We start from the raw sequence: 18,571 nt of genomic DNA, 5'->3' as shown, positions 1-18,571 counted from the left end.
GTTGAATTGTCGAACCTTTTTATTGAAGATTTGAAGAAATTATCTTATGCCTTTAATCAATTAACCAAATCCAAAACACAATTTAAGTATTGATTTTTGATTCAATAAAACTCTTATTTAGCCAAAAACTTTGCCATGAGATACTGATTCTATTACCAGTAAACTGATAGAAAGGCAAATCTATATGTTTAGAATTTTGGGCATGAGGCCGTATGTGTATGATTTCTGTATTACTAGATTTTAAGAGGTTGTTTTCTTGTCTTTGTTTAGAACCATGTTTAACAGTTTTTACTTGAACTCCGTTTTTAACAATTTCCTGAGCTTCTTTCCATTCCTTCTCGATAGTGGATAATTCTGCATCAGAAGCTTTCCAGTAAACTGATTCTCCAATTGTCCATGTTTTCCAGTCTTTGTATCGTTTTTTTATTTTGCCATCTTTAAGATACTTTTCTTTCTCCTTGATGATTGTAATGAAAATGAACCCATTAGATATGATGTTTTTAAAAACGGCTTCTCCTTCTTCTTCATCTTCATCAATATCCCATTTCTCAACAATTAAATCTACTAAACTAAACTTTGGAAAAGACATTGCTTCCCAAGGCTTTTTTTCTGGGTCTACAGGAACTGTTTTGATTTCGATACCATTCTCTTCCAGTTCAAGTATTTTTTTGTTGTCAGCAACATTTAGTACCCTGTTGATTAAAAGACGAAAAGACGATTTTGCTTTAGGAGAAAAATCAACTTTATACTTCTTTACTACAGCTTCTAAATTTTTTCCTCGCAGTTCATGATTAAGTTTGTTTAAAACATAATCCTGTGGAATAATTTCTGCTACTAAATTTAATGATGCATATTTTTGCTTCTGTGTTTTTTCTTCATAAAAGAATTTCATGTAGCTATGCTTTAAACTATAGCTTCTTTGTTTTGCTTTTGCTAGTTTATCCTTCCCATAAGGAATTAACTTGCCACTTCCAGATGTACATGCTCCTAAAATTTTCCCATCTCCTTCAGAAATACTTTCGGCAATTTCATCAACAACTTTCAGCTTAATTTGTTCCCAATCTTCTTGGACTAGATTTTCATTTTCATGCTCAATTTCGTAAAGAAGAGTTCCTTTAAAAATAAATTCTTCCCAGTCAAGATATGTCTTCCCAGTTGGATGTTCATAGAGAAGAAAAAGCATCTTTTCCATTTTCTTCCTTACTTCAGAAGTAGTCCATTGTTCACTAGTAATGGTGTTATAGTTAAGTGATTTAATTTTAGACCTTTCCTTCGGTTGAATCTTTTGACTTATTTCTCTTAAAGGAAGAACTTTCAATTCTACATTAATACCACGAACATCAGCTTGAGGATTAGAGTTTGGAGCATTTCCTATAATTGCTTCTAGTACTTGACCCGCAATTCCCTTGTTGGGTGTAAGAATTATTTCGGGATATGTGGCAGAAACATAATCATGTAAATCCCTTAAAGTGCAATTTTCAAAATTTCTATAAAATTCCTTTAAATTGTCAACGCTTTCAAAATCTTCCATCTATCTTTTTTTGTAGTGATATGCCTAATTTTTCAATAACTCCAACAACTAAAGCATTTCCCATAAAAAATGCTCTTTTGGTCGGCAAAACACCAGCTAGTTCCGTATGATTGTCGGGAAACATATTTAATCTCTCTAGTTCAATTGGTAATAGCCTACGATATCCATTTGCGGTGTTAATTACATGCTTAAATCTAGAAGGCGACTTACCTCCTTCGCCTGTTATTATTGTTCTGGCAGGCTTGTCTAAAGAGTCAGGAAAACTCATACTACCTTCACTATATTTGTATTCAAAGCCCTCAGCATTGACTTTTGAATGACTTTTTGCTCCTTTAAGATAAGTCCATTTCTCAAGCTCTTCTTCATTAATATAGTAATCTTCTTCAACTCTATCTGATAAAACAATATCTCTAAGGGTAACATACTTATCCTCATAACTAGGTACTGATTTTACAGTTGTAACCTGTCCATTAATCATAATACCAGTATTCTCAAAAGAACTTTTTTTCCCGCCTTTGTTAAATTCATTAGATATATTGACAATATCGTTATCTAATTGAAAAACGTTATAACTTTTTTTGTTATCAATTGAAATAGGAAAAGAATCTGCTATTGTTCCTTTTTCAAGAATCCATTCTAATGAATCCGATTCCAACATTTGATTGAAAGTTTCCGAAGTATTGTGGTATGCTAAAATGAAAATTCTTCTTCTTCTTTGTGGCATGCCGTATTCGGCAGAATTAATTATTCTCCATTCAACAGCATATCCCAATTCATTTAAACTTTGTAGTATAATTGCAAAATCCCTTCCTCTTTGACTGGATGGAGAAATTACAAGCCTATCAACATTTTCAAGTAGTAAGTATTTTGGTTTGATTTCCTTCTCATTTAGAATTTTATGAATTGACCACCACAAAACCCCTTTTTTTCCTAGTAATCCTTTTGAATTTTTTAAAGTTGTTGCTACCGAATAATCTTGGCATGGAAATCCTCCTACTAGCAAATCATGGTCTGGTATCTTGCTCACATCAACAGAAGCAATATCTTCATTGCTATGATTTAATTTGCCCCATCTATTTTCATAAACCATTGAAGCATGCTGTATTTTAGTTGAAGGCTCCCATTGATTACTCCACACCACTTCGTATGAAGAGTTTACTTTTTGTTTATATAAGCTAGATGCAGATTTACCATTCCATCCCTCTAATCCAAGTCTAAATCCACCAACACCAGCAAACAATTCCACAACTTTAACCTTCATAACCATTTATCTATTTAAAAAATTTATTCGATTCACAAAAGTATTCAATTAGTAACAATTTATACGAATTAATAATTTTGAATTTTATTTATACTATTAATCTTTTCGAATCGTGCATCGCACGATCCGTAAAGATTAAATTATATTTTTTTCATAACAATATAACCTATCTATTTAAAAATGGTATTATCAATATTCCCAACCCTTTTTAAAGTACACTCGGTATCAATATTAATTGAATTGTTATTCTTAGTCATTATATTTTTGGTCAATTTCTCGACCTGCTGTTTTGCTAATGTGATGTGTTATAAAGGTTTTGGCTTCAATTTCATCATGGGTCTTGTTGTATTGTGCATCAATAAACCATTGCAATACCTTCTTATGAGTGTCTTTGCGTTGGTTAACAGTTCCCCCTGTCATTTTGTTTTCAATTATCTTAATGCATTCCGTTTCAGTTATTCTTGATGGTGCAACTGGTACGGGTTCATTGATGATAAACCTTTCTATTATCAGATTTATATTTTCAACGTTTAGCTGGTCGGCACTTTTAAGTGTGCCATTAGCAATTGCAGTCTTAAAATACTCAATGCAATTTGTAATATCAACGTCCTTGTCGTTCATAATTGATTTGTCAATCTCATCAAAAATTAAATTAGCATAGTCTTTTAAAACTAGTGGTTTAACATCAGATTCAACCGTTAGGGTTGAATCATGTATTGTTTGGCTTACGTGTTCCGTTGATGATATTTGCTCGGATGGGTCGTATGTGTTTTCCACCGCTGGGGCTTCCAATTCTGGCGTTTGCTTGGATTGTTGGTTTAGGTTTCCGTATTCGCTTATTTTATATGTCCACATGTTGAAGCGTTTATCTACTTGGGTTTGCATGATATACCCAGCCTTTTTAAGCCTTTTGATTGATTTACCTATGGTATCATCGCTACACCCAAATCGATTAGCATACGTCATAACATTAAATATGTAAGTATCGTCATCGCTTAGGATGCTAATAAGTAGCAACTTATCGAAATGAGTTAGGTTTTTATTATATAGGATTGTGTTTGATACTAGGCTGAAAGTTCCTGCTTGTCTTTCTTTTACATGAAATGTTATTCTATTGTACTTTTTTTCTTGGGTTGGTTTTTTCTTTTCCATCTTGTGGGGCTTTATCTTAGCGTTATGATTTTAGTCCTTGACCTAGACTAAGAGCTGGGCAGGTGTCGACTCCTGTTTATCCCAGCACTAGGGATTTTAGTTGAAGCGGTTTACTCCGCTAGTTATATTCAAGTATAATGATACTCATTGATAAGGTCAATACTTATTGAAATAAACTGGTAGGTACAGGTTGGGTCGTTGAAGTGTTATTTATGATAAGACATCCATGACCATCATAACAATCAATGATAGCGCAAAGTAGCGGTATCGTAAGTGGCAAGAAAATTTACAATACCGCACATCTACGGTATTGTAACAAACCCACTAAAATCAGCAATACCGCAAAACAAAATACCGTAATATTGCGGTACTTAACTATATAAGTTATTGCTGACGGAAGTAGACAGCGGATAACTGAGAGACAAAGAAAGATATGTCTTATGTGGTCATCAAGACCACAAAGACAAGTTAAAGGATAAGACAATACTCCAACACAAATCGATTCATCCAACTCAAAGATTATCAAACTAACTTCAACGAAAGGAAAAGGCTAAGTGCAAAGATTATCTACTGGAGGAAACTCCCCACGCACCAGTTAAACACAAAGGATAGACTAGCAAGGCTGGCACAGTTGCACAGCAAGCCTAGGTGTAAAGATTGTCAATACTATTCCAACGAAAGGAAAGACCAACTGCAACACACTTCAACGTAGAGAGAATCCAGCTCTGGTCAATAGCGCAAACTGCGCATAGCCCCATAGGAGGCAATATGCTCTCAAGTCTTGCTATTACTGAAATTAAGCTCTTATTTTTCTATAGGATATTAAGTAACATATATGATAGAGGAATGAAGAGAGAGTAATCAAACCTTATCAGCTATTTCATGTACCTTTAAGTACCGTATTGCGTTCTGATAGGGCTACAGATGCTCCTGTAAAAGCGAGGGGTCACGAAATGGAGCAATGTACCTCAACAGACGACTGCGTGACCATGAAATCCCCCCTCACCCCTGTAAAAACGAGGATTAAGAGTCTTAGTTACCTCCCCGTCACTCTTCCAAAATGTACACATTGCCAGACGTAGCGACGGATATGTCCGTAAATTGCGCTAAAAAATTTCTGAGCAAAAAATTTTAGCAGATATTTATACTTAAAGAGAACATGAAAATAGTAATAACCCTATCCCAACTAAAACAAGTACTTAAGACCCAAAAAGTCAGATACCCGCTTTCATTCAAAGCAGGAAACTTCACGGAGCAGGAACTTGAAGAGTTTTCACGATTAATACAATCCAAAGAACGAGGCTAAAGACCTCGTTTTTTTGTGCTCAGAAACGACCCAAGAATCCGTGAGCCCAGGAAATCCAGGATTTTTCTAGGATAGTTTAAAAAAAACCTGGACTATTGCAGTGTAATAATTCATAAACGGTCGTCTAAGATTTATTACATTAAAAATTGAAGCTATGAAAAAATTTGTGTCTTATTATCGTGTTAGCCGAAAAGAACAGGGAATTAGTGGTTTGGGATTGTCTGCTCAAAAAAGCTCAGTCGTAAAATATGTAGAATCACAAGATGGTGTCATTATTAATGAGTTTACTGAAATTGAAACAGGAACAAATAAGCGTGAACGTATCGAAATCCATAAAGCAATTCAATTGGCTAAAAATGAAAATGCTGTTTTGGTTATTGCAAAATTAGACAGATTAGCAAGGAACGTAAGTTTTGTAAGCTCTCTCATGGATGCAGGTATTGAGTTTTTGGCTGTAGACATGCCATCAGCTAATAATTTTACAATCCATATTTTTAGCGCTCTGGCGGAACAAGAAGCGAAGCTTATAAGTTCCAGAACAAAACTCGCATTAGCCGAATTGAAGAAGGGTGGTTCTGTGCTTGGGAATCCAAAGAACCTTAATGATGAAGCAAGAACCAAAGGACTTGCAGTAATCAAAGAAAATGCTATTAACAACGATAGGAACAGACAGGCACAGTCTGTTATTTTAAGTTGCAAAGAAAAAGGTATGAGTTATAGAGAGATAGCCAAATACCTCAACGAGCTAAATTTCAAGACTCGTTATGGAAATCAATTCCTTGCTCCAACTGTGCATCAATTATACAATAGAACAATACTAAAATCAGCTTAATATAATTTTTGTTGGAAAAATAGTTGGCATCACTTAGAATAAAGTAGTAACTTTGTATAAGTTCCTTAAAAAGGTATAAACTGACTCTTAAATCAGCTCTTTTTTAGAAATTTACTCAGAAACGTATGAGGGCAGTATTTTACTGTTTAGGCGATAATCATATCCAGTCCACTTTGTATTCCAAAAAGTGGTTTCAGCAAAAAAACAATAAAAACAATTTTTTAGACAAACATCTTGTCTAATTCGTCGTGATCCTTATTTCTTTGAAATAAGGATTATGCGAATAATTTATCCAAACCAGTTTATGAGATTGATTTGGACGAGGTCTTGCTGTGACCAAAAATAACGAGAATATTCCACCGTCAAATTAAAAAATAGGAAAATGACGACTGAGAAACTAAGTGTTAAGTATAACTGAATGCAAAAAAATATTAAATAAAAAAGGAATAAGCTACACGGATGCAGAAATAGAAATTATCCGAAATGCACTATATAAATTGGCAGAGGTGTGCCATAAAATAATTAAAAATCAAAATAATGAACAAAATAAATAACGACGGAGAAAATGTTATACTCTATTTGAGAGTTAGCACCGATGAGCAGGCTAATGGCTTTAGCTTAGATTACCAAGAAGACTCTTTAAAAAGATTTTGCCTTGTAAGAGGTTATAAAGTGTTAGCAATTTATAGAGAAGACCATTCCGCAAAAAACTTTAAGCGTCCAGAATGGAACAAGCTTCAAGCATTTGTAAAAGGTAACAGAAGAGAAGTAGATAAAATACTATTTGCAAAATGGGATAGATTTTCTAGAAATATCCATGAAGCATTTAATGTAATTTCTCAATTTGAAAATATGGGAGTTGAAGTCAATGCGGCTGAACAATGGTTAGAGCCAGATAATCCAGACAAAATCATTCTTTTAAGTTTTTACTTGTCGATTGGGGAAGCTGAACGTAGAAAAATAGCAAACAGAACAAAAGATGGTACTTATCAAGCTAAAGTAGAGGGATATTATGCAAGTAGGGCTCCTTATGGGTATGATAGTCATCGAGGAGGAAGAATAAATCAAAGAGGCGTTTTTAAAGGAAAAAGGTCTCTTCTGGTTCCAAATGGCAATGCTCATTTTGTTACTAGAGCTTTTAAAGAAGTAGCTATGGATATTGAATCGATTGAAACTACTAGAAAAAGACTTGTAAATGATGGGCTAAAATTAGGAAAAAGTTCATTTACTGAGATGTTGAAAAATATCGTTTATGCAGGTAAAGTTATAGTTCCTGAATATAAGAAAGAAGTAGCTAGAATTGTGGATGGAGTGCATGAACAATTAATTGATATAGCAACCTTTGAAAAGGTACAACAAGTATTTAGTGGCAAAAGATGGCATGGTTTAAAGCCTAGTCATGAAAATTTTGAATTCCCAATGAGAGATTTTCTTACTTGTGAAGTTTGTGGTCGTCAAATCACTGGTAGCATGTCGAAGGGTCGAACTAAAAAATATGGTTATTATCATTGTCGTGAACAATGCAAGACAAGAGTTTCAACTGTAAAAACACACGCTAAGATTTCTGGTCTGTTGGGAAATCTTAAAATAAATGAAAATGTTAAGGATTTATTTGCGCAAGTTTTAAAAGACTCTGAAGCGCAAATAAGCGGGAATAAAGCTATTCGTCTAAAAAACAGAATTGAGCGTAAGCAGACATTACTAAATCAACTAGACAATGCTGATGATATGAGACTTGCTAATGAATTGCCCGCTGATAGATACAAGAGTATAGTTGAAAGATATAATACTGAACTAAGGGATATTAATATGGAAATTGAGGTTTTAGAAGCGGATAGTGATTCTATAAAGCAGTATGTAAGTACAGGTTTGGAACTTCTTACAAGTTTAGATATTGTGTTTGAAAAAAGTGATTATGAATGCAAAAGAATATTGATGGGTTCTTTATTTACGGGAAAATTAATTTTCAGTAATGAAGATTGTCGAACCACTAATGTGAATGAAGTATTAAGTACTTTTAGTAGAGTTAGCGGGGGTTTAGAGGAAATGAAAAACGGTCAAACCGTTAAAAAAAACAGTTTGACCGTTAATGTACCCGGAGCCGGAGTCGAACCGGCACGGTTTCCCACAGGTGTTTGAGACCAGCGCGTCTACCAATTCCGCCATCCGGGCTTAGCAGACGAAAAAACAATCAAAATTTGATTATTTCAACGCAATAGAATAAGCGAATTATGATGTCATAACTGTGCTTATTCCTTTAACACGGTGCAAATGTAAAAAATAAAATTAAAAATTCTAATAAAAATACTTAATTTTTTCCTTTCAGTGTCCAATAAATTTTCTAAATTTGCACCTCGTTAAAACGAAGCACACACAACTAACTACAAAACAACAAATTAAATGTCGCACCTAGAACCAGAAGCTAAAATTTTTGCTTGTTCACAAAGTGTCTATCTTGCAGAAAAAATTGCGGAACAATACGGAATTCCGTTGGGCAAAGTAACGATGTCGAAGTATAGTGATGGAGAATTTCAGCCATCTTACGAAGAATCAATTAGAGGATTACGTGTTTTTATCGTGTGTTCAACTTTTCCAACTGCCGATAATTTGATGGAATTGTTACTCATGATTGATGCAGCAAAACGTGCATCAGCAAGACACATTACAGCTGTCATGCCTTATTTTGGTTGGGCAAGACAAGACAGAAAGGATAAACCAAGAGTTCCGATTGGAGCAAAATTAGTAGCTAATTTATTAGATGCTGCCGGAGCAACAAGAGTAATGACAATGGATTTGCACGCAGATCAAATTCAGGGGTTTTTCGAAAAACCAGTAGATCATTTATTTGCTTCTACGATCTTTTTACCATACGTAGAAAGTTTAAAATTAGACAATCTGACTATTGCATCTCCGGATATGGGAGGTTCAAAAAGAGCATATGCTTACTCTAAGTTCCTGGAATCAGATGTAGTAATCTGTTACAAACAAAGAAAAGCAGCCAACGTTATCGACACTATGGAACTAATTGGTGAAGTAAAAGGCCGTAACGTAATATTAGTAGACGACATGATCGATACAGGCGGAACATTAGCAAAAGCCGCAGATTTAATGATCGAAAAAGGAGCATTAAGCGTTAGAGCTATTTGTACACACGCTATTTTATCGGGTGATGCCTACGAAAAAATTGAAAACTCTAAATTAAGTGAGTTAATTGTTACTGATTCTATTCCATTAAAGAAAGAATCAAAGAAAATCAGAGTGGTGAGTTGTGCACCTCTTTTTGCAGAAGTTATGCACATGGTGCACCACAACAATTCCATTAGTGGAAAATTCATAATGTAAGAAGCTATACGCTTTAGGCTTTAAGCCATAAGCTATTTCACGATTACAAAAAAGCCTAAAGCTTATTGCCTAAAGCTTACAACAGATTTAGAATATTTATTTAATAACTATATTTTTTTTACAATGAAATCGATTACAATTAAAGGATCAGAAAGAGAAAGCGTGGGCAAAGTGTCAACTAAAGCCTTACGTAATGCTGGAGCGGTTCCTTGCGTGTTATACGGAGGAAATCAGGCAGTACACTTCTCAGCAGACGCTGCAGCGTTCAAAAACTTGGTTTACACTCCAAATGCACACACAGTTGTGATTGAACTTGGAAAAGGAAAATCATTCAATGCAATTTTGCAAGATATCCAGGTTCACCCTGTTACTGACAGAATTTTACACATTGACTTCTTCCAATTGTTTGATGACAAAGAAATCACTATGGAAGTTCCTGTGAAAATCGTTGGTACATCTAAAGGTGTTCTTGCGGGAGGTGTTTTACGTTTGAACCAACGTAAATTAAAAGTTAAAGCTTTACCTAAAAATCTTCCTGATTTTGTTGAGGCAGACATCACTCCACTTGAAATGGGTAACAAATTATACGTTACTAAAGTTGGTGCTCCTGAATACAAAGTTATGCACCCAGACAACACTGTTGTTGCTCAGGTAAGAATTTCTCGTGCTGCTATGAAAGCTGCTCAAGAAGCTGCAAAAGCTGCAAAAGCTCCTGCAAAAGGAAAGAAAAAATAATTTTTTTCAATTCAAAATACAAAGCATCAATCGAAAGGTTGGTGCTTTTTTTTGCTTTAGAAGTTCTGAGGTACTGAGGCGCTAAGGTACTGAGGCTCTAAGATCCTGAGGTTCCAAGTTTTTTTTTACTACAGGACAGCTTCGACTTCGCTCAGCTTGACACGCGCTTCGGTTCCGCTAGGCCTGACACCCTTACTATTTGTCAAGCTGAGCGAAGTCGAAGCTTGTTTTTTGTTTTAGAGGTTCTGAGATACTGAAGCTCTAAGGCTTCCTGCTGCCGAGGTTCGACTTCGCTCAGCCTGACAGCAGAAAATCATGTTTTCATAAACCCCCTCAATAAATCCAACAATCCAATTATCTCATTATCTAATTGACACATTTACAAATTATCCAATTAACCCATTGGCACATTCCCCAATTAAGTTTATTTTTGCGTCATGATAAAATGGATAACAAAACTGTTTTCATCAACACCAAAAGAAGAGAACACTGATCATATGAAAAAATATTTAATCGTCGGATTGGGCAATATTGGCGCCGAATACGTAAACACACGACACAACATAGGCTTTAAAGTACTTGATTTTTTAGCCAAAAAAGAAGGTCTTTCATTCGAGACTGTAAAATTGGGTGCTTTGGCCGAATACAAATTCAAAGGAAGAAGCTTTTTTCTGCTCAAACCAAACACCTATATGAACTTAAGCGGTAAGGCCGTGAAGTATTGGATGGATAAAGAAAATATCCCACTGGAGAACATTCTGGTAATCACCGACGATTTAAACCTTTCTTTCGGAACGATTCGAATCAAACCAAAAGGCAGCGACGGAGGACACAACGGACTTAAAAACATCAATTTAGTTTTAAACACACAACAATACACCCGCTTTAGATTTGGCATCAGCGATCAGTTTAAAAAAGGGCAACAGGTAGATTACGTTTTGGGAGACTGGGACGAAGAAGAAAAAGCAAAATTACCAGAACGTCTGGAAGTCGCTTCGGAGATTATTAAATCTTTTGGAACGGCCGGTCTTGAAAACACCATGACGACTTTCAACGGAAAGTAAAGATTTCCAATTCGTTATCCTTCCAAAAAACAAACCATCAATTAATTAAATGGAATAATAACGAAATAGTATTTTCTATTCCAAAGTTAAATGTCTAAATTTGGAATAAATAATTATAAATCATAAAATCATAATATCATGGCTTTTGAATTACCTCAATTACCTTATGCATATGATGCATTAGAACCACATATTGATGCCCGCACAATGGAAATTCACCATTCAAAACATCATAATGCTTACACAACAAATCTAAATGCAGCTATCGCCGGTACAGATTTGGAAGGAAAAACAATCGAAAACATCTTAATCAATCTAGATAAATCAAACGCAGCAGTTCGTAACAATGGTGGAGGTTTTTACAACCACAATTTATTCTGGACTGTAATGGCTCCAAACGGTGGCGGATTACCAACAGGTGATTTATTAGCTGCTATTGAAGCTTCTTTTGGAACTTTTGAAGAATTTAAAGCAAAATTTGCTAAAGCTGGTGCTACACAATTCGGTTCTGGATGGGCTTGGTTATGCGTACAAAAAGGTGGAAAGTTAGACGTTTGCGGAACTCCAAATCAAGACAATCCATTAATGCCGGAAGTAGGCTGTGGTGGAACTCCTATTTTAGGAATGGATGTTTGGGAGCACGCTTACTACTTACACTACCAAAACAGAAGACCTGATTATATTGAAGCTTTCTTTAATGTAATTAACTGGACTGAAGTTGCAAGAAGATATGCTTTAGACAAGTAAGAAGACTTCAGTCTGTAGAATAAAGAAGATAGAACAAAGACTATAAACTACAGAGTAAAGATTATAAAAAAAGACGGATAGCTTAACAGTTATTCGTCTTTTTTTTGGCTTTATATTTTTGTGACTTTTCAACAACCTCTTTATTCTATCTTCTTTATTATACAATCTTACTTCTCTTTAAATCCAGACTTTATTCCAATAAAAAAGGCGGAATCACTTCCACCTTTTTTGCCCCAAATCTACCATAAACTTAACCTACTAATGTTATGGTTCTGTAAATGTATGGCAGCTATTTTAATGAAAAAAACTTTCTAGACGAAAAGCAAATATATCCGATGAAGTGACGTAAAATCTTACTTTAGAAATAGTTGACTTTATTCCAATAAAAAAGGTGGAATTACTTCCACCCTTTTTGCCCCAAATCTACCATAAACTTAACCTACTAATGTTATGGTATTTCAAAAGTATTGTAGCTTTTCATTTTCACCAAACAAATAAGATGAACGGTAAAAAAAACCGATGAAATGCACAAATTAACCTTTTGTTAGTATTTTATTAATACGCTCTGGCGTCTTTTCCTTCGTAGAAATTCATGAAAGCCCTGTTCACAACACGGTTTCCGCCTGGTGTTGGATAATCTCCGGTAAAATACCAGTCTCCAAGATTTTTCGGACAGGCAGTATGCAAATCTTCTACTTTTTGGAAAATGATTTTTACTTCTGCATTAATTTCAGGTGAACTCAACATTTCAGCAATCTTATCTGAAATTTCCTCAGGAGTAAACTGATCGTAAATCGCAGTAACGTAGTTTACAACGTCGCTGTCTATATAATTTTCCTGAGCTTTACACTTGGTATAAACTTCGTCGACAATATGATATAAATTTCTTTCTTTCAATAAAGCCAAAGCTGCTCTAAAAGCCACGAGACCTTCCAGCTTCGCCATATCAATTCCGTAACAGTCAAGATAACGAATTTGTGGTGCCGATGAAACGATTACGATACGCTTAGGTTTTAAACGATCCATCATCTTTATAATACTCATCTTTAAAGTAGTACCACGAACGATACTATCATCTATAATAACCAGATTATCCGTTGGCTTGATTACTCCGTAAGTAACATCGTAAACGTGTGCCACCAAATCATCACGGCTGCTGTCTTCGGTAATAAAGGTTCTAAGTTTAGCATCTTTAATCGCCACTTTCTCTGTACGAATCTTTACAGCCAACAATTCCTGTAAGGTTTCAGCCGTAAGCGTATTCCTGTTGGCTAAAATATAGTTGTTCTTTCTCTGGTTTAAAAAGTCCTGAGCCGCTTCAACCAAACCATAAAAGGAGGTTTCGGCTGTATTTGGAATATAAGAGAAAACCGTATTATCTGTATCACTGTCAATCGATTCAAGAACAGCAGGTAAAATTAATTTCCCTAAGTTCTTACGTTCCTGATAAATTTCGGCGTCACTTCCTCTTGAGAAATAAATCCTTTCAAAAGAACATGCTTTTTTAACCGTTGGCTCCAGGATTTGGTTCATAGAAACTTTTCCGCTTTTTTTGATGATCAAAGCATTTCCCGGTTCGATTTCCTGCACACTTTCAAAAGGCACATTAAATACAGTTTGAATAACCGGTCTTTCAGAAGCCACAACTACCACTTCATCATCCTGATAATAATACGCTGGGCGAATTCCGGCAGGATCTCTAAAAACAAAAGCATCACCATGACCTAATAATCCGGCCATTGCGTATCCTCCGTCTAAGTTTTTAGCCGAACGGGCCAAAATTTTTGCAATATCCAATCGGTCTGCAATTACAGGAGAAGCCTCTCTCTTAGAATACCCTTCAAGTTTGCAATCCTGATAAAGCTGCATCACTTCTTTGTCTAAGAAATGACCAATTTTTTCCATAACGGTAACCGTGTCAGCCATTTCTTTTGGATGCTGACCCAATTCCACTAAGTTTTCAAAAAGCTCCTTAACATTGGTCATGTTAAAGTTACCTGCTAAAATCAGATTGCGGTGCATCCAGTTGCTTTGACGCAGGAACGGGTGTACGCTTTCGATACTGTTTTTTCCAAAAGTTCCGTAACGAACGTGTCCCAGAAATAACTCTCCTATATAAGGTATGTTTGCTTTTTGTTTGGCAACATCATCTGCATATTCCGGATGAGAACTCATCTCTTCATTAATACGCTCATTGATTTGCTTAAAAACATCCTGAATGGGTTGTGAATGATTGGAACGAACTCTGCTGATATAACGTTCACCGGGAGCTACATCTAATTTGATGCTTGCAAAACCAGCTCCGTCTTGTCCACGGTTGTGCTGCTTTTCCATCATCAGATACATTTTCTGTATTCCGTAAAAAGCTGTTCCGTATTTTTCTTTGTAATATTCAAGCGGTTTAAGAAGTCTAACCAAAGCTATACCACATTCGTGTTTTAAAGCGTCGCTCATTGTGTTTTGTATTTTGTGTTGTTGTAAGTTGTGTGTATTAACGTAATAAAAAAGCCCCGCTATTATTCGAGGCTTTTGGGCATTATATTTCTATGTCAAACTGAGTTAACGACTTAAACTGTTGTAATCGAATCGCCACTTCAGCTTTGCTTAAGGTTTCCATCCTTTCTGTTCCGAATTTCTCTACACAAAATGAAGCTAAATTTGAACCGTAGATAATCGCATTTTTCATATTGCCAAACGAAATGTTTTCGCTTTGCGCAATGAATCCTGAGAAACCACCCGCAAAAGTGTCTCCTGCTCCTGTTGGATCAAAAACATCTTCCAATGGCAATGCCGGAGCAAAGAATACTTCTCTGTTGTGGAATAAAAGCGCACCGTGCTCTCCTTTTTTGATCACCACATATTTTGGTCCCAATTCCTGGATTTTAGCCGCAGCTTTTACTAATGAATATTCTCCTGAAAGCTGTCTTACTTCTTCGTCGTTGATTGTGATTACATCTACACGTTTGATAACGTCCAGTAATTCAGGTAACGCACAATCCATCCAGAAGTTCATTGTATCTAAAACTACTAATTTTGGTTTTTTCTCTAACTGATCCAAAACACTGCTTTGTACTAACGGATGTAAGTTTCCTAACATTACCACATCAGCATCTTTATAGTTTTGTGGAACTTTTGGTTGAAAATCAGCCAAAACATTAAGTTCTGTTACTAAAGTGTCTCTTGAATTTAGATCGTTGTGATACAAACCGCTCCAGAAAAAGGTTTTTCCGCCTTTTACAATTTCGATACCTGAGATATCAATATTTTTTGAAGTCAATAAATCCAAATGCTCTTGAGGGAAATCGTCTCCAACTACAGAAACAATAGCCGATTGCAGGTTGAAAAAAGATGCTGATAAACCAATGTAAGTCGCAGCACCACCTAATATTTTATCTGTTTTTCCGAAAGGAGTTTCAATCGCGTCGAAAGCAACCGTTCCAACAATCAATAATTTATTCATTTTATGAATTTCGAATTAGGGTGCAAAGATACTTCATAAGTTACAATATTGCAACGGTTTAGGTTCTCAAAATTTTCATAAAAAAACAAGGTCGTTTTTAGGGATAAAACCATTGTAAATGAGAACTTTATATTTAATCCTTTTAAAAGATTAAAATAGGTTTTCCGGATTTAAATCGCAAGATTTATTTTTATAAAATACTTTAAAAGCTTTTGCAGAATAACTCCCCAAAGACAGGATCTATAATTGATATTTTTTATCAAAATAATTCTTCAAAACCCCAAGCTGAATGAGCATCATAAAAGGAACCACTAAAATCGCATACAAAACATTTTCAGAAAAATGGATGCCTGAAAACAGTGCCGAAATTTTATCTGCATAAGTGCTTCCTGTTTCTACAGTAGCATTGCTTCCGTTAAAAAACGAAGCATAAACAGCCAAAGCCGCCAAACCAAAACCAATCACAAACCAGGTAAATTTAGAAATTAAAGGTTTGTAAATTTTAACCTTGCTCTGTTCAGCCACCAAAACCTGAGCCATTACTTTTGAGGTAAAATCAATTGACGGCGCATCCAAAGGGATTTCGCTCATCATTTTATCAATAAGATTTTCTAAGTTTTTATCGCTCTCTTTCATAACACTGTACTATTTCTGGTTCTAATTGTTTTTTCAAAATTACGGCTAGTTTTTGTCGGCTTCTAAATAATTTCACCTTGACATTGTTGGCTGTAATTCCCATAACTTTTCCAATTTCTTCTAAATTCTGATCTTCAAAATAAAATAAAGTTAACAGAACATTTTCTTCTCTTGGCAACAGGTTTAAACAGTTCTGAATCGCCTGCTTTCGTTCTTTATCCTCCAAAGCACTCAAAGCATTGTCCATCGTCTTAATCAAATGTGCCGAAAACTCATCTATCGAAATATTAAGATCTTCTTTTTTATTTTTCTTCAAACGGTCCAAACAAGTATTATAAGCTACTTTGTAAGCCCAGGTTGAAAATTTTGAATCTCCCTTAAATTTACTCAGCGAACTATAAATTTTGATAAAAGTATCCTGAGAAACTTCTTCCGCCTCTTCCCTGTTTTTAACCATTTGAAGCGCCAGAGTAAAGATCATATTTTTATAACGATCTACCAGCACGGCAAACGCATTGGTCTCGCCCTGCAGAATTTTATCGATATAATGTTGATCCGGTATTGTACTCATATTATATAGGACGATAGTTTGTTGTTGCAGGTTACAGGAATTTTGAAATTTCTTTCAAAATAAATTCCAAATCTCAAAATCCAAATTCCAAGTTTCAGGTTTCAGGTTTCAGGTTTCAGGTTTCAGGTTCTAAAATCTGATTATTGAATATATTAGCGCTTTGTTAAGGTTTCGATATCCAAAATTAACTCATAATCAACAAGTTTTGGAATTTGGATTTTATTTTTTGAATTTTTTCACCTAAAGTTGTAACCTAAAATTAAAAGGTATCGTCCTATGGAGTATCAATCAATTAAACAATAAAAATTATGGGACCAGAAATTTTAGTACCAATCAGCCTGTTTCTAATGATCTTCGGGATCATTTATCTTATTTACTCAACCAGAAACAGAGAGCGTTTAGCACTTATCGAAAAAGGCGTTGACGCCAGTATCTTTTTAAAAGGAACTGGAAAAGGTGTTCCCACCTGGAAGGTTTTGGTTTTAAACCTGGCCTTTTTGTTAATAGGAAGCGGGGTTGGAATTTTTGTTGCCTTACTGATTACAACTTATACTTCACTGTCAGATTCAGCAGTATACCCGTCTATTATTTTTATTATGGCAGGAGTTGGTTTACTTGCCGGATTCAGCAAAGCAAAAGACTTAGACAAAGAGTAAAAATAGTAAGCAGTACTTTAACAAAAGTAATAACGCGTCGAAACCATTGTTTCCGACGCGTTATTTTTTTATGACTTTGAACCGATGGTTTCGTAGTAAACATCGACAGAAAGATTCTTTTGCATCGATGCCATAACTGCCAGTTCATCGCAGCGTTCGTTCTGAGGGTGATTGTTATGGCCTTTAATCCATTTAAAATCGACCTGATGTTTTCGGTAGATAATCAGAAAACGTTTCCATAAATCCGGATTCTTCTTACCGGTATAGTTTTTTTTCTCCCAGCCAAAAACCCATTTTTTTACAACAGAGTCAATAACATATTTTGAATCTGATACGACCAAAACTTTCATATTTGGCTTTTTCAGTTTTTCGAGCCCGACAATTACAGCCAAAAGCTCCATTCTATTATTGGTTGTAAGACGAAAACCCTCATAAAATTCTTTCTTATGTGGAGTTCCTACCAATTCCATCACTACTCCATACCCACCGTTTCCGGGATTTCCTTTTGCAGCGCCATCCGTATATATATGTACTTCGTGATTCATTCTTTCTTTTTAGACTTCTTAGACTCCTTAGACTCCTTAGACTCCTTAGACTCCTTAGATTATTAGATTGTTAGACTATTGGATTGTTCGATTTCTTTGATTTTAGTAAACCTTAAAAAGAAATCTAAAATTCTAAAGAGTCTAAGCTTCTAACAATCTCGAAATGATTTCCGGAAAATACTTTTGTTCCAGTTCATGAATCTTTTCGGCCACTGTTTCCGGGGTGTCCTGTTCGGTTAAGGCTACACTTTTCTGAAAGATGATACCACCTTCATCATAATTCTCATTTACAAAATGAATAGAGATTCCGGTTTCTTTTTCTTTATTGTCCACTACAGCTTTATGTATGTGCATGCCATACATTCCTTTACCTCCATAATGAGGCAAAAGCGCAGGATGTATGTTTATTATTTTATCGGGATATTGTTCTATTATATGTTCTGGAAATTTCAATAAGAAACCTGCAAGAACTATCAGATCCGGACCTATTTCCTGTATTTTTTGTAAAACATTTCTTTCTAAAAGTTCGTTTTTTGAGAAGATTTCGACTGGAATTTGATGATTTTTTGCTCTTTCAATAACTTTTGCCGAAGCGTTATTTGTAAAAACCGAAACGACGTTCGCAAATTTGGTCCTTGCAAAATATTTTATAATGTTTTCAGCATTAGTTCCTGATCCTGAGGCAAAAACAACAATTTTTTTCATAATCCAATTTATTTTTAGACTGCAAAAA

17 protein-coding genes and 1 tRNA gene are annotated in these 18,571 nt (G+C 35.2%); 8 read left to right on the top strand and 10 right to left on the bottom strand.

Annotated features, from left to right (window positions below; translation table 11 throughout):
• Positions 1-82: 82 nt before the first annotated feature.
• The 3 genes from ACN1CN_RS09430 to ACN1CN_RS09420 form a co-directional block, all read right to left on the bottom strand.
• Positions 83-1,531 (bottom strand): MutH/Sau3AI family endonuclease, encoded by a 1,449-nt coding sequence (locus ACN1CN_RS09430; RefSeq protein ID WP_419135455.1) that lies wholly within the window; start codon positions 1,529-1,531, stop codon positions 83-85.
• The gene (dcm, locus tag ACN1CN_RS09425) at positions 1,518-2,792 is read right to left on the bottom strand and encodes a DNA (cytosine-5-)-methyltransferase (RefSeq protein ID WP_347343900.1); all 1,275 of its coding nucleotides are present in this window, start codon (positions 2,790-2,792) and stop codon (positions 1,518-1,520) included. Before dcm ends, ACN1CN_RS09430 begins: the two co-directional genes overlap by 14 nt.
• A 249-nt stretch (positions 2,793-3,041) precedes the next feature.
• A complete protein-coding gene (locus ACN1CN_RS09420) occupies positions 3,042-3,944 on the bottom strand; it encodes a helix-turn-helix domain-containing protein (RefSeq protein ID WP_155103979.1) in 903 nt (300 codons plus the stop codon).
• Positions 3,945-5,103: 1,159 nt separating this feature from the next.
• Between ACN1CN_RS09420 and ACN1CN_RS09415 the strand changes: the two genes are divergently transcribed.
• From ACN1CN_RS09415 to ACN1CN_RS09405, 3 genes are all read left to right on the top strand, one after another.
• Entirely contained in the window at positions 5,104-5,250 is a 147-nt protein-coding gene (locus ACN1CN_RS09415) for a hypothetical protein (protein ID WP_419135454.1), read from the top strand.
• Between the two features lie 154 nt (positions 5,251-5,404).
• Positions 5,405-6,082: a recombinase family protein gene (locus tag ACN1CN_RS09410; protein WP_419135453.1), complete on the top strand. Its 678-nt coding sequence runs from the start codon at positions 5,405-5,407 to the stop codon at positions 6,080-6,082.
• Between the two features lie 537 nt (positions 6,083-6,619).
• Complete coding sequence (locus ACN1CN_RS09405; protein WP_419135641.1) at positions 6,620-8,221, top strand: recombinase family protein; 1,602 nt, start codon at positions 6,620-6,622, stop codon at positions 8,219-8,221.
• On the opposite strand, the gene ACN1CN_RS09400 is transcribed toward ACN1CN_RS09405, so the two are convergent.
• Positions 8,175-8,254: transfer RNA gene (locus ACN1CN_RS09400), tRNA-Leu, on the bottom strand. The two genes, ACN1CN_RS09405 and ACN1CN_RS09400, sit on opposite strands and share 47 nt — an antisense overlap.
• Positions 8,255-8,482: 228 nt before the next feature.
• On the opposite strand from ACN1CN_RS09400, the gene ACN1CN_RS09395 reads away from it, so the two are divergent.
• The 4 genes from ACN1CN_RS09395 (at position 8,483) to ACN1CN_RS09380 (ending at position 11,970) form a co-directional block, all read left to right on the top strand.
• Positions 8,483-9,424: a ribose-phosphate pyrophosphokinase gene (locus tag ACN1CN_RS09395; RefSeq protein ID WP_264525923.1), complete on the top strand. Its 942-nt coding sequence runs from the start codon at positions 8,483-8,485 to the stop codon at positions 9,422-9,424.
• Between the two features lie 123 nt (positions 9,425-9,547).
• On the top strand, positions 9,548-10,159 hold the full coding sequence (locus ACN1CN_RS09390; RefSeq protein ID WP_264525922.1) for a 50S ribosomal protein L25/general stress protein Ctc: 612 nt from the start codon (positions 9,548-9,550) through the stop codon (positions 10,157-10,159).
• A gap of 437 nt (positions 10,160-10,596) precedes the next feature.
• Positions 10,597-11,223, top strand: a complete 627-nt coding sequence (gene pth / locus ACN1CN_RS09385; protein ID WP_264525921.1) for an aminoacyl-tRNA hydrolase — start codon at positions 10,597-10,599, stop codon at positions 11,221-11,223.
• A 138-nt stretch (positions 11,224-11,361) separates the two neighbouring features.
• The gene (locus tag ACN1CN_RS09380) at positions 11,362-11,970 is read left to right on the top strand and encodes a superoxide dismutase (protein WP_291286451.1); all 609 of its coding nucleotides are present in this window, start codon (positions 11,362-11,364) and stop codon (positions 11,968-11,970) included.
• Positions 11,971-12,525: 555 nt separating this feature from the next.
• Here ACN1CN_RS09380 and ACN1CN_RS09375 read toward each other — a convergent pair.
• From ACN1CN_RS09375 to ACN1CN_RS09360, 4 genes are all read right to left on the bottom strand, one after another.
• Positions 12,526-14,424: an amidophosphoribosyltransferase gene (locus ACN1CN_RS09375; protein ID WP_419135452.1), complete on the bottom strand. Its 1,899-nt coding sequence runs from the start codon at positions 14,422-14,424 to the stop codon at positions 12,526-12,528.
• Between the two features lie 82 nt (positions 14,425-14,506).
• Positions 14,507-15,430 (bottom strand): PfkB family carbohydrate kinase, encoded by a 924-nt coding sequence (locus ACN1CN_RS09370; RefSeq protein ID WP_419135451.1) that lies wholly within the window; start codon positions 15,428-15,430, stop codon positions 14,507-14,509.
• A gap of 240 nt (positions 15,431-15,670) precedes the next feature.
• Positions 15,671-16,066, bottom strand: coding sequence for a hypothetical protein (locus tag ACN1CN_RS09365; protein ID WP_419135450.1), 396 nt, complete (start codon positions 16,064-16,066; stop codon positions 15,671-15,673).
• Entirely contained in the window at positions 16,050-16,637 is a 588-nt protein-coding gene (locus ACN1CN_RS09360) for an RNA polymerase sigma factor (protein ID WP_419135449.1), read from the bottom strand. Before ACN1CN_RS09360 ends, ACN1CN_RS09365 begins: the two co-directional genes overlap by 17 nt.
• A gap of 308 nt (positions 16,638-16,945) precedes the next feature.
• Here ACN1CN_RS09360 and ACN1CN_RS09355 point away from each other — a divergent pair, with 308 nt between their 5' ends.
• Entirely contained in the window at positions 16,946-17,293 is a 348-nt protein-coding gene (locus ACN1CN_RS09355; RefSeq protein ID WP_264525916.1) for a DUF6249 domain-containing protein, read from the top strand.
• 68 nt (positions 17,294-17,361) lie between these two features.
• Here ACN1CN_RS09355 and rnhA read toward each other — a convergent pair whose 3' ends face one another.
• The gene (gene rnhA / locus ACN1CN_RS09350) at positions 17,362-17,838 is read right to left on the bottom strand and encodes a ribonuclease HI (protein WP_055097607.1); all 477 of its coding nucleotides are present in this window, start codon (positions 17,836-17,838) and stop codon (positions 17,362-17,364) included.
• Between the two features lie 141 nt (positions 17,839-17,979).
• Positions 17,980-18,543, bottom strand: coding sequence for a phosphoribosylglycinamide formyltransferase (gene purN, locus ACN1CN_RS09345; RefSeq protein WP_291286447.1), 564 nt, complete (start codon positions 18,541-18,543; stop codon positions 17,980-17,982).
• Positions 18,544-18,571 lie beyond the last annotated feature (28 nt).

It is taken from the genome of Flavobacterium sp. T12S277, from assembly GCF_048514875.1.
Classification (GTDB): Bacteria; Bacteroidota; Bacteroidia; order Flavobacteriales; family Flavobacteriaceae; genus Flavobacterium.
This window is presented reverse-complemented; position numbering and strand designations above follow the sequence as displayed.